This is a genomic window from Methylobacterium sp. NMS14P, from assembly GCF_028583545.1.
GTDB lineage: Bacteria > Pseudomonadota > Alphaproteobacteria > Rhizobiales > Beijerinckiaceae > Methylobacterium.
In genome coordinates this window covers 6257534-6268579 of the sequence record NZ_CP087106.1, presented here as the reverse complement: position 1 = coordinate 6268579, position 11046 = coordinate 6257534, and the positions used below count along the sequence as shown (strand labels likewise).

Annotated in this window: 12 protein-coding genes; 3 read left to right on the top strand and 9 right to left on the bottom strand. The window is 71.8% G+C overall.

The features are described 5' to 3' along the window. Nucleotides 1-484 precede the first annotated feature (484 nt). The 3 genes from rpsT to ccmA form a co-directional block, all read right to left on the bottom strand. Nucleotides 485-751 carry a 30S ribosomal protein S20 gene (gene rpsT, locus LOK46_RS29885; protein WP_007561677.1) on the bottom strand — a complete coding sequence of 89 codons (267 nt, stop codon included), beginning with the start codon at nt 749-751 and terminating at the stop codon, nt 485-487. 311 nt (nt 752-1062) lie between these two features. Continuing rightward, nucleotides 1063-1731 (bottom strand): heme exporter protein CcmB, encoded by a 669-nt coding sequence (gene ccmB / locus LOK46_RS29880; protein WP_273561894.1) that lies wholly within the window; start codon nt 1729-1731, stop codon nt 1063-1065. Continuing rightward, the gene (ccmA, locus tag LOK46_RS29875; protein ID WP_273561893.1) at nt 1728-2363 is read right to left on the bottom strand and encodes a heme ABC exporter ATP-binding protein CcmA; all 636 of its coding nucleotides are present in this window, start codon (nt 2361-2363) and stop codon (nt 1728-1730) included. Before ccmA ends, ccmB begins: the two co-directional genes overlap by 4 nt. A 127-nt stretch (nt 2364-2490) precedes the next feature. Here ccmA and LOK46_RS29870 point away from each other — a divergent pair, with 127 nt between their 5' ends. After that, nucleotides 2491-2676, top strand: a complete 186-nt coding sequence (locus LOK46_RS29870) for a hypothetical protein (RefSeq protein ID WP_273561892.1) — start codon at nt 2491-2493, stop codon at nt 2674-2676. Here the strand turns inward: LOK46_RS29870 and LOK46_RS29865 are convergent, their stop codons facing one another. Further along, nucleotides 2677-3450, bottom strand: coding sequence for an RNA methyltransferase (locus tag LOK46_RS29865; RefSeq protein WP_273561891.1), 774 nt, complete (start codon nt 3448-3450; stop codon nt 2677-2679). A 206-nt stretch (nt 3451-3656) separates the two neighbouring features. Between LOK46_RS29865 and LOK46_RS29860 the strand changes: the two genes are divergently transcribed. Then, nucleotides 3657-4871: an NADP-dependent isocitrate dehydrogenase gene (locus LOK46_RS29860; protein WP_273561890.1), complete on the top strand. Its 1215-nt coding sequence runs from the start codon at nt 3657-3659 to the stop codon at nt 4869-4871. 77 nt (nt 4872-4948) lie between these two features. Here the strand turns inward: LOK46_RS29860 and LOK46_RS29855 are convergent, their stop codons facing one another. From LOK46_RS29855 to LOK46_RS29845, 3 genes are all read right to left on the bottom strand, one after another. After that, complete coding sequence (locus LOK46_RS29855; protein ID WP_273561889.1) at nt 4949-5128, bottom strand: hypothetical protein; 180 nt, start codon at nt 5126-5128, stop codon at nt 4949-4951. Nucleotides 5129-5130: 2 nt separating this feature from the next. Beyond that, nucleotides 5131-5754, bottom strand: a complete 624-nt coding sequence (locus LOK46_RS29850) for an acyl-homoserine-lactone synthase (protein ID WP_273561888.1) — start codon at nt 5752-5754, stop codon at nt 5131-5133. Nucleotides 5755-5928: 174 nt separating this feature from the next. Further along, on the bottom strand, nt 5929-6621 hold the full coding sequence (locus LOK46_RS29845) for an autoinducer binding domain-containing protein (protein WP_273561887.1): 693 nt from the start codon (nt 6619-6621) through the stop codon (nt 5929-5931). Between the two features lie 198 nt (nt 6622-6819). Between LOK46_RS29845 and LOK46_RS29840 the strand changes: the two genes are divergently transcribed. Continuing rightward, nucleotides 6820-7038 carry a hypothetical protein gene (locus LOK46_RS29840; protein WP_273561886.1) on the top strand — a complete coding sequence of 73 codons (219 nt, stop codon included), beginning with the start codon at nt 6820-6822 and terminating at the stop codon, nt 7036-7038. A 21-nt stretch (nt 7039-7059) separates the two neighbouring features. On the opposite strand, the gene LOK46_RS29835 is transcribed toward LOK46_RS29840, so the two are convergent. Then, the gene (locus LOK46_RS29835; protein ID WP_012322641.1) at nt 7060-7497 is read right to left on the bottom strand and encodes a DUF3429 domain-containing protein; all 438 of its coding nucleotides are present in this window, start codon (nt 7495-7497) and stop codon (nt 7060-7062) included. Between the two features lie 139 nt (nt 7498-7636). Beyond that, the gene (locus tag LOK46_RS29830) at nt 7637-10882 is read right to left on the bottom strand and encodes an SEL1-like repeat protein (protein WP_273561885.1); all 3246 of its coding nucleotides are present in this window, start codon (nt 10880-10882) and stop codon (nt 7637-7639) included. Nucleotides 10883-11046: the final 164 nt, after the last annotated feature.

Genomic DNA, 11046 nt, shown 5'->3' with positions numbered 1-11046 from the left:
CACTGGCTCTCCCGACGCTGCCCACGGAAGCCCGCAGGCGGCGCGTACGCACGAATTACGCCCTCAGCGTCCCGCAAGAACGGGCGGGACAGAGCCCTCTCAACGGAGTCAACCCCACCGCGAGGAACTTTTGCCGATTGGGAGAGCCTATCAACAATTACCTACGGTTCCTTTAACAGTGGGACTTGTGGGGACGGCGCGGATTCCCATTCGCAAGTGTTCCCGCCCGGGCTGAACACGGCCGCTAGAGTCTTGGCGAATCAGATCGATTCGCTTGAGTCCCGAAATCGTCGTGTTTTGCTTGTCCGGTGTCAGTTTCTGTTAAGCTACACGCCGTTTCCGGACTCGGCAATCGCGTTGATTCTTGGACAGGGTTAACGCTTTCGCCGCCGGGCCGGCAGCGCGCGGTCCCGGCCGGACAGCGCGCACGAAAAAGCCCGGCGCGAAGGCCGGGCTCGAGAACGTCTCGGTGGTGCGTGGCGGTTTAGGCCGCGAGCGCCTTCACGCGGGCGGCGAGGCGCGAGACCTTCCGCGAGGCGTTGTTCTTGTGAACGATGCCGTGCTGGGCGGCGCGCATCATCTCGGGCTCGGCGGCGCGGAGGGCGGCCAGCGCGTCCTGCTGGTTGCCGGTGGCGATGGCCTCCTCGACCTTGCGGACGAAGGTCCGCATGCGCGAGCGGCGCGAGCGATTGATCGCCGTGCGCTTGGCGATCTTGCGGGTCATCTTCTTGGCCGAAGCGGTGTTGGCCATGTACGTCCTCGTGTTTCTCGTCGGGCGATGCCGACGGGCCGGCTGGGCCGGAAATCGGTCGTCGCGTCAGGTTGTCTGGCGATGGCCGAGACGCAGCGCGCGCGAAAGCGCGGCCCCTCGGCGAAGCGGCTTCTATAGTGAGGGGGGCGCCGCGCGTCAACGCGCTCAGAGGCAAATCCGGATCGCGGGCTTCGGCCCCGGCCCGGGCGCCGGGAAGCATTCGGCGGGCTTCATCGAAGACATCGGACCGCGCGAGGCAGCATCGCCGGGCGATCGACGAGCGCCGGCCGGCTCCTGCGGGAGAGCTTCGGCTATTCGGGCCAACGCAGAGCCGCCGCAGCGGCCAGCGTCCCGACCACGGCGGCGATGAGCGTCAGCGCCGCCAGCACCGCCAGCGGCACGAGGAACGGCACCGTCCCGCCGCTCGCCGCCTGCGCGGCCGAGACGCCGAAGATCAGCGTCGGAATCATCAGCGGCAGGACCAGCACGGCCAGGATCAGGCCGCCCCGGCGGATCGAGGCGGTCAGCGCCGCGCCGACCGCGCCGATGAAGCTCAGGGCCGGCGTGCCGGCCAGCAGCGTCAGGGACGTCGCGCCCATGGCGGTGCCGTCGAGGGCCACCAGCAGGCCGAAGAGCGGCGCGGCCAGCGCCAGCGGCAGGCCCGTGGTCAGCCAGTGCGCCGCGACCTTGCCGAGCACCACCAGTTCGAGGGGCACCGGCGCGCCGGTCATCAGGTCGAGGGAACCGTCCTCCTCGTCGGCCTGGAACAGGCGGTCGAGGCCGATCAGCGTCGCCAGCACGGCGGCGAGCCACAGGATCGCCGGGCCGATCCGCGACAGCAGGTTGAGATCGGGCCCGAGCGCGAAGGGCACCAGCGCGACGATCATCAGGAAGAAGACCAGCGACAGGGCGCCGGAGCCGCCGACGCGTCCGGCGAGGCGCAGGTCGCGGGCGATCAGGGCGAGGACCGCGCGACTCACGCCCACTCCTCCAGCGCGTCCGCGATCGGTGCCGCGGCGGTCTCGATGCGCAGCTCCGCCGCGCGGTCGAGGCCGAGCGACTGGTGGGTGGCGGCGATCACGAGGCCGCCGCCGGCCCGATGGCCCTCCATGAGCCCGGCGAGAACCGCCTGCGAGGCCGTGTCGAGGGCGGCGGTCGGCTCGTCCAGGAGCCAGAGCGGCCGGGCGCAGACGAGGAGCCGCGCCAGCGCCACGCGCCGCCGCTGGCCCGCCGACAGATAGGCCACCGGCAGGTCGTGCGCGTGGCCGAGGCCGAGCCGCTCCAGCGCGGCGCCCGGGTTCAGGCGCGGCGCGCCCAGGAGCCGCTGGGCGAACAGGAGGTTCTCGCCCGCCGTGAGGGAGCTCTTCAATCCGTCGCGGTGGCCGACAACGTGAAGGCACTCGGGCAGGCTCGCCTCGCCGACATCCGCGACGTCGATCCGGCCGGCATCGGCCCGGAGCCGGCCCGACAGGATGGCGAGGAGGCTCGACTTGCCCGCGCCGTTCCGCCCGGTGATCGCCAGGGCGTCGCCGGGTCCGAGGGCGAAGGACAGGTTGGCGAAGATGCGGCGGCCGGAGCGGCGGCAGGCCAGATTGTCCACGCTGAGCCGCACCCGATACCCCGCCCTCGTCCCGCCACAGCGCGGCCGCTCCGCGAACCGCCGACTCCATGCCCGATTGCGCCGCGGAACGGAACCGCACGGCCCAGCTGCGCTTTCGTTCTGCAACGGAGGATTGCCCATGGCCGAGGCGAGGAACCCGAGCGAGTCCGAGGTCGCCGCGACAGCCGACGCGGTGGCCGGACGCGCCAAGGTCGAGGCGCGCATGGCGCAGTGCACGCCCGAGGAGCAGACCGCGTTCTGGGAGGCGGTCGGCCGCTGCTTCGGCGGCGGCAAGCCGCCGGAGATGAAGCCGGCCTCCGGCTGATCAGCTACCCTTCCGCGTCAGGGCCCGCAGCGCCCCGCGGAACGTCCGCACGTCCTGCTCGGTCAGGCTCATGCGGTGGAGCATGTCGCGCATGTTGCGGGCGATGATCTCCCTCTTCTCCGGCGGGTAGAAGCCGGCCCCGTCGAGCGCCGCCTCCAGGCTTCCGAACAGCGCGACCAGCGCGTCGCGGGTCGCCGGCGGCGACAGGAGCTCGCCCGTGAACGGCAGGTGCGCCCGGCCGCTCGCCTGCCGCCACGCGTAGCCGATCAGCAGGACCGCCTGCGCGAGGTTGAGCGAGGGGAAATCCGGGGAGACCGGGAAGGTGACGATCGCGTCGGCGAGCGACACCTCGTCGTTGGTGAGCCCGACGCGCTCGCGGCCGAACATCACCGCGGTGCGCTGGCCCTCCCGCGCCACGAGCTCGCCCATGGCCGCCTCGGGCGCGAAGACCCGCTTCATCTGCCCGCGCTCGCGCGCCGTGGTCGCCAGCACGTACTGGCAGTCGGCGATGGCCTCGGCGACGCTGCCGAAGATCGCGGCCCCGTCCAGGACGTGCGTCGCGCCCGAGGCCGCCTCGCGCACGCCCTTCTTGGGCCAGCCGTTCTTCGGGTTGACGAGGCGCAGCTCCGACAGGCCGAAATTCGCCATGGCGCGGGCGGTCATGCCGATATTCTCGGCGAGCTGCGGCTCCACCAGGATCACCGCGGGGGCGATCCCGGGCGGCAGTTCGGTAACTTTCCTGGGGGCGTCGCCCTGTGCGTCTCGGCTCGTCATGGCGGCCGTCTGGCACGGCGGGCCGGCGCCCGTCGAGGGGCGAGTGACGATGCCGCCCGGATGACAGCGCGCGCCTTCCGTCGCCGGAAGGGCCGCGCTATGTCGCGGGGCGATTCCGGCCCGGGGCGCCCGACAGGTCACCCGGGACAACGACCGCACGGCCCTTGCATGCCGTGCGCGGGGACAACGCGGGAAGGCATCGGTCCATGGCGAAGATCAAGGTAGCGAACCCCGTCGTCGAGCTCGACGGCGACGAGATGACCCGGATCATCTGGGCCGAGATCAAGAACAAGCTCATCCACCCCTATCTCGACGTCGACCTCGAGTACTACGACCTCGGTGTCGAGCACCGCGACGCCACCAACGACAAGGTGACGGTCGACGCCGCCGAGGCGATCAAGCGCCACGGCGTCGGCGTGAAGTGCGCCACCATCACCCCCGACGAGCAGCGGGTGCAGGAATTCGGCCTCAAGGAGATGTGGCGGTCGCCGAACGGCACGATCCGCAACATCCTGGGCGGCGTGATCTTCCGCGAGCCGATCATCTGCAGGAACGTGCCGCGCCTCGTCCCCGGCTGGACCCAGCCCTTCGTGATCGGCCGCCACGCCTACGGCGACCAGTACCGCGCCACCGACTTCAAGGTGCCCGGCAAGGGCCGCCTGACCATCAAGTTCGAGGGCGACGACGGCACGGTCATCGAGAAGGAGGTGTTCAAGTTCCCCGAGGCCGGCGTCGCTATGTCGATGTACAACCTCGACCAGTCGATCATCGACTTCGCCCGCGCCTCGATGAACTACGGCCTCGCGCGCAAGTACCCGGTCTACCTGTCGACCAAGAACACCATCCTCAAGGCCTATGACGGCCGGTTCAAGGACCTGTTCCAGAAGGTCTACGAGGAGGAGTTCGAGGCCAAGTTCAAGCCGCTCGGCATCACGTACGAGCACCGCCTGATCGACGACATGGTGGCCTCGTGCCTGAAGTGGTCGGGCGGCTACGTCTGGGCCTGCAAGAACTACGACGGCGACGTGCAGTCCGACACGGCCGCGCAGGGCTTCGGCTCGCTCGGCCTGATGACGTCCGTTCTGATGACGCCGGACGGCCAGACCGTCGAGGCCGAGGCCGCCCACGGCACCGTCACCCGCCACTACCGCGAGCACCAGAAGGGCCGCGAGACCTCGACCAACTCGATCGCGTCGATCTTCGCCTGGACCCGGGGCCTGTCGCACCGCGCCAAGCTCGACGGCAACGACGATCTGGCGAAGTTCTCCGCCACCCTCGAGAAGGTCTGCGTCGACACGGTCGAGGCCGGTCACATGACCAAGGACCTCGCCCTCCTCGTCGGGCCGGACCAGAAGTGGCTCTCGACCACCGGCTTCCTCGACAAGGTCGACCAGAACCTGAAGACCGCGATGGGCGCCTGAGGCTCCAGCCTCGGCGCGAGAGCGGCGGGCGTCCTCCGGGACGTCCGCCGTTTACGTATCCGCGTGCCGCTGGCGCCTCAGGCGCCGCTCGCGCGATCCTGCGGGCCGGTCTGGGCCAGGGCCCGGGCGACCTCGAGGAGCAGGAGATCGATGGCGGCCCGCATCAGCGGATCGCCGACCGTGTCGATGAGTTCGCGAACCCGCAAGCACTGCGCGGCGAGCGCGTCCAGCGCGGTATCCTTGCTGTCGAAGATCATGATCAGGCCACCAGGTAGACGGGTTCGGAGACCAGGACCGAGCGGCTGTCGCCGCGGACGGCGCGGAGCTTGGCCAGGGTGCGGGCGTCGAACCGGGCGGTCGCCGCCATGATCTCCTCGCCGGCGATCTGGACGGGCAGGCCGAGCGGCTGCGGGCGGAAATGCAGCTGGATGACGTGGATCATGTAGAGGGTCGGCATCTGCAGCAGCAGGCTGTTGACCCCGTGGGCGAGGCCCCACTCGACGATCCCGGTGAGCAGCGCGATCGAGACCGGATTGACGACGCGGCCCTTCGCCCGATGCGAGCGGGCGACGCCCTGGCGGGTCCACTCCCAGATCTGCGGGCCGACCGGCCGCTCAACCTCGCAGAGCTGCGGCAGCACGTCCGACAGGAGATGCGGGCGGGTGGTCGGCAGGAGCCGGCTGTACCCGACGACGGTGTCGTCCTCCATGGCGAGGAAGTGGATCGCGTGCGGCGTGTCGAACTGATCGATCTCGCGGCCGTCCGGCCGGGCCAGCTCGCTCCAGCCCTTCTCATCGACGAAGATGTCGTGGCGCAGGCGCCAGGCCTGCTCCATCGCGTCGGCGTAGCGATCCGCGTTGGCGGGGGTGACGATATGGATCACGAGGAAACCTCACGTTGGTATGGCGTGAGTTTTCGTCGTTTCACCGGGAGCTGTGTACTACGAGAAACCGTAGGGTCGGTGATCGGCGCCGGCTGAGGTGCCAAGGACTTGCCGCCGTCCGGACACGTCCACCGCTGTCGGGCCGCGGAGCGCGCGGATCGAGTGGCGCAGCCTCTAGGTTATCAGGCCTGACCGCAGCGCCTGCGCCACGGTGTGGGCGCGGTTGACGGTGTCGAGCTTCGTGCGGACCGAGCGCAGGTGGTAGTCGACGCCCGCGGCGGTGATGCCCATGACGATGCCGATCTCGACGTCGGTCTTGCCCTCCGCCGCCCATTGCAGGGCCTCGCGCTCCCGCGGCGAGAGGCGCGCCGGCGCGCGCCCGGCCGGGCGGCTGTTCATCAGCAGCAGCTGACCGACCGCGTAGGTCGCCACGAGGTTGACTGCGACGCGCTCGGCCGGATCGATCTCGATCCGATCCCCCGAGACGCTGATCCCGCCCGGCTCGCCGTCGAGGGTCACGAACGGGATCGTGATGCCCGCGCGGATGCCGAAGTCGCCGGCCTCGTTCATGACGCGCCCGGCCGTCGGTGTATCCGGCAGCACGGCGCTCCAGTCGAAGGGCGTCGCCGTGGTGCACAGCCGCCGGACCGTGGGGTCGTGGAGCGCGTAGCCCTGCGTCACGTACCGGCGGGCCCAGCCCTCCGGCATGGTGCTGGCGAGCACGAACCCGGCATGCCGCCGCTTCGGCAGGCCGGGATCCGGGACGATCCCGGCCATGATGTACGAGACCCCGTAGCGGGTGAAGGCGTCGACCAGGAGCCGCGCGATCTCGTCGGGCGTCGCCGCCCGTTCCAGATCGCGCAACACGCTGAAGGTCCTGTCCAGGTGCTTCGGATGCGGCATGCCTTAACTCGAAATTGATGCACGCACTGCGACAAATGGTGAGTCGAACGCAACCTGAGGATGGCATCGCCGCCGCCGAAAGGCTAGGGTAGCCGCGGAAAGCTCTGCCGTTTGAATCGGTCCAGCGGGCGGAGTGCGAGTTTCAACGGTATGACTGACGACGTGACCCCGCCGACGACACGCTGGCTACTGGAACGGATCGCAGCCACGCTGAATGTCTGTCCGACCTACTTCCTCCAGGCGGATCGGCCCGACGAGACCGCGGCGGATCAGGATGCGCGGGACTGCGCGGAGGTTGCCACGCTGTTCCAGGCGATCAAGTCGCCGGCGCGGCGCAACGCCGTCCTGAACCTGTTGCGCGAGATGAGCCGCGAGACCTGACCGCGCGTTCCGCGCCCCCGGTCAGGCCGCCACGAGGAGAGCGGCCCCGGCCACGCCCGAGAGCACTAGGCGCAGACGACCGAGCCAGAGGGGCGCGAGGCCGCGGCGGGGCAGATCCTGATCGATGAGGCCCCAGGCGAGCACGAGGCCGCCGAGGATGCGCAGGTCCCACGGTGCGGGCGCGGCCATTGCGGCCCAGGCCACCAGGGACGGCACGATGGCCACGAGGTAATCGCCGTTGCCGGCATTGCGCGCCGCGGCGGCACCCCAGCGGATCCCGCCCAGGAACGAGGCGATCACGGCCCCGTAGGCCGACAGAATGGTGCGCGGCGACAGGCCGATGCTGCTCAGGCCGCCGTCGGTGCCCGACACCGCCAGGGCCGCGAAGCCCAGGAACGGGATGAGCCCCGCCACGCCGAGAACGATGGCGCCGAGCGGGACAGAGTTCCGGTGCGCCATCCATCCTCCGGGCATCGGCAAGGGTTGGCGACCCGCGCGATCCGACCCCCGGTCCGACGCCGCCCTGCCGCAGCGTTCCCGCATCGCGGCGTGGCGGTCAAGGTCGGACCCGCGGCCGGGCCGCGGGCCCGGACCGGCGTCAGCTCCGGCGCGGCGGCGCCGTGTACGGGACGGCACCCGGCATCGGTGCGCCGAGGAGGGACATCGGCGCGCTGGCCGGCATCTTCGGCACGGGCGGCTCGTTGACCGCCGCGTCGATCTTTCGCGGCTTGAAATTCGCCGCGAGGCTCTTGGCGCTGGCGAGGTCCGCGGGGCTCAGCTTGTTGGCCACGTCGTCGCGCTTCTTTCCGGCATCGTCGTCGCCCTGGCTCGCGGCGGCGGAGAACCACGCGTAGGACTGGATCAGGTCCTGCGTCAGGCCGAGGCCGCGCGCGTAGAGGACGCCGAGATTGTACTGGCTGTCGCGGACGCCGAATTCGGCGCCCTGGCGGAACCACGAGGCCGCGGAGGCGAAGTCCGGCTTGCCGTTGGCGGCTGGGTTCTCGGCGTAGAGCACCGCCAGATTGTGCATGGACCGGGCATGGCCCTGCTCGGCGGCGCGGCCGTACCAGAGCTTCGCCTTGTCGAGGTCGCGGACGACGCCCGAGCCCTTCTCGTAGTGGCCGGCGAGCTTGTACTGGGCGGGCGCGTAGCCGGCCGAGGCCAGCTTCTCGTAGAGCTTGGCGGCGACCGACAGGTCGCGCGGCATGCCGCGACCGTCGGCCTCCCGGGTGGCGAGGTCCCAGATCGCCGCGCCGTCGCCGTCGAGGGCGGCGAGCTTCACCTTGGCCAGCGCCGGAGGCAGGTTGCCGAGCTCGGCCTGCAGGCCGTTCATCCCGGAGACCTGCGGCACCGCCGACTTGGCGTTGGGTCGGGCCTCCGCGGGGACGGGGCTGGGCAGGGCCTGGGTCGTCGTCGGATCGGCCGGGGCCGGCTTCGCCTCCGCGCTCTCCTTGCCGGCGTCCTTGGGGGCGTCCGGAGCGTCCTTCTGGACATCCGCGGCATCCCCGCGGGACGGTGCGACCTGGCTCGTCGGAGCCGCCGGCCGCGGCTCGTCCGCGCCGCGCATGGTGATCGCCTGGAGCGCCCCCAGGGCCAGCACGATGGCGGCGAGGCCGAGGAGCAGCGGACGGCGACGGCGATCGATCTCGGCGCGCAGGCGGCCGAGGCGGCCGGTCGCGGCACCCTGGAGTGCGGCCACCCGCTCGCCCCGGGATTCCCGGCGCTCGACGGGCGCCTCGGCGGCCAACTCCGCCTGGGCGGCCTGGGCCGCGCGGCGCGCGGCGGCGATGAAGCTGGTCTTGATGTCGGTCTCAGACTTGGCATCGGCCGCGGACCGCATGGCGGCCACGTCGCCGAGGCGCTCCTGCGCGGGGCGGCGGGCGGACGGCTCCCGGGCCGTGCGCGACTCGCGCGGCGGCCGGCCGCTGCCGGGCTCCAGCAGGTCGTCGGCAAGGCGGGACGCCTCGGCACCGTCGCGCCGCGGCTTGGCGCGCGCTTCGACTGGCGCGAGGGCCACCTCCGGGCTCGTCGACGACATCAGGCGCTCGTCGAGGGACGGACCGCGCGCCGGGACGGCCTCTGCCGGGCCGAGCCTGACGAGGAGCCGTTCCAGCGCCGACTGCACGCCCTCGAGGGTGGCACCGAGGCGCTGATCGGAGGCGACCTGCCGGGCCTGCATGTCCGCCAGGCTGGCGCGCAGGAGACCGATCTCGCCGGACTCGGCCGTGCCGAGGCCGGACGTCTGGAGGGTCTGAGCGACCGCGTTGCGGGCGGCACGCTCCACCACGGCCTCGCTCGGCGCCGCGTCCTTGAGCGCCGTCACCTGCCGCAGCAGGTCGCCCATGGTGCGCTCCAGGCCGGCCAGCGCCGGATCGGCGCTGTGCGGCGCGTCGAGGCGGCCCGCCAGCGAGACGACCTGCCGCTCCAGGGCGTCGAGCCCCTCGTGCTCGGACCGGGTGCCGACCTGATCGACCTTCTCGGCGAGGCTGCGCAGCATGGCGTGGATGGAGGCCATGTCGCCCGAGCGCGCGACGTTCGCGTCGCCGGCGCGCTCGGACCAGTCGTCCCGCGCGCAGAGCACGTCGACCTTCTCGGCGAGCGCCTGGATCTGCTCCGCCAGCGCCGCCGGCGCGGCGATCTTCACGTCGCTGCGGATCTCCTCCAGGAGCGGCCGCAGGTCCGGACCGGCGGCCGTCCGCTGCAGCTGGGCGATCTGCGCGCTCACCGCCTGCAGGCTCTGAGCGAGGCCCTGGATCCGCTCCGGGCCGGCGAGCGCGCCGATCTGACGGCGGATCTCCTCGAGTTCGGCGAACAGGCCCGCGAGGGTGTGGTCATCCGGACCGGCGGCGCCGGTCGCCGCGGCGGTGTCGAGACGCTCGGCGAGGCGCCGGACATCCTCCGCGACGCGGCTGTGGACGTTCTCGGCCACCTCCTCGGCGAGGCGCTCGACCTGGGCCCGGACCTGCTCGATCGGCACCGCGATGGCGGTGAGATCGGTCCCCGCCTGGGCGCGCTCGATGCCGCTCGCCAGGGTGACGACGGCCTGCTCGAGGGCGCCGATATCCCGGCTCGTCGCCAGCTGGTTGATCGCCTCCCGCAGGCGCGTGGTCTCCTCCTGGAGCTCGATCAGGGCGGTCGACGGGGCGACGCCCTCCTCGATCCGCGCTTCCAGGCGGCGGGCGAGGTCGAGGCGCATGCTGGCGACGACGCCGCCATCGGACGGCGACGCGGACGGCGCCGGCTCGGCGCCCTGCGCCAGCTCGCGCTGCCGCTGACGGATGTCCTGGACGGCGCTGCGGATGTCGGCGGCCGCGGGGCGCGGGCGACGGCCGGGCTGGCGGGTCGCCGCGACCTGCTCGCCGAGGTGGGACATGCGGCGCTCGATGTCGCCGAGCCGCTCGGTCACCTGCTGGACGGGCGCCGCCTTCAGGGCGCGCTCGATGCGCGACTCGATCTCCGCGAGACGCCGCGCCTCGGCCTCCTGGGCGGCGCGCCGCTCGTGGTCGAGAGCGCGGTCGAGGCCGTCCAGCCGGTCCATCAGAGCGGCGATGCCGTCGCCGTAGCTCTCGGCGCGCGGCGCCGTGCCGTGTGTCCGGTGATCGGGCGAGGCCGGCGGCGGGGAGCGCTCGGCCGACGCCTCGGGCCGGTTCCCGCCGAGGGCGAGCTGCTCGGCGCGGTGACGCCGCCGGTGCCGGCGATTCCCTTGGCCGGCCGATTGCTGCTGCGGCATCACCGACGCGATCCAGGTCTCGAGCGGAACGCCCGCCCGGGCCGCCACGTCGCGGGCCGCGTCGAGTACCTCGGGATCGAAACTGTCGAGCTGCGGCATCGCGTTGCGGGTCATCGGTGGCCTGTCGTCGGCAGCGTGCGGCGTCCGTTTCCTCGGCGCAGAGCGGGACCGGAATTCGGTATCCACGGACGCACGCGTCGGATCGTTCGAGCGTGACCATTAACTTTCTTGGTAAACACGAAGTTAAGGTTCGATGGGCCCGGTAATGGCTGCGACCA

Excerpts from the sequence above, each read along its gene's own strand:
- rpsT (WP_007561677.1), bottom strand. The coding sequence starts at position 751 with ATGGCCAACACCGCTTCGGCCAAGAAGATGACCCGCAAGATCGCCAAG.
- LOK46_RS29870 (WP_273561892.1), top strand. The coding sequence starts at position 2,491 with ATGGCCGAGGCGAGGAACCCGAGCGAGTCCGAGGTCGCCGCGACAGCC.
- LOK46_RS29865 (WP_273561891.1), bottom strand. The coding sequence starts at position 3,450 with ATGACGAGCCGAGACGCACAGGGCGACGCCCCCAGGAAAGTTACCGAA.
- LOK46_RS29860 (WP_273561890.1), top strand. The coding sequence starts at position 3,657 with ATGGCGAAGATCAAGGTAGCGAACCCCGTCGTCGAGCTCGACGGCGAC.
- LOK46_RS29855 (WP_273561889.1), bottom strand. The coding sequence starts at position 5,128 with ATGATCTTCGACAGCAAGGATACCGCGCTGGACGCGCTCGCCGCGCAG.
- LOK46_RS29835 (WP_012322641.1), bottom strand. The coding sequence starts at position 7,497 with ATGGCGCACCGGAACTCTGTCCCGCTCGGCGCCATCGTTCTCGGCGTG.
- LOK46_RS29830 (WP_273561885.1), bottom strand. The coding sequence starts at position 10,882 with ATGACCCGCAACGCGATGCCGCAGCTCGACAGTTTCGATCCCGAGGTA.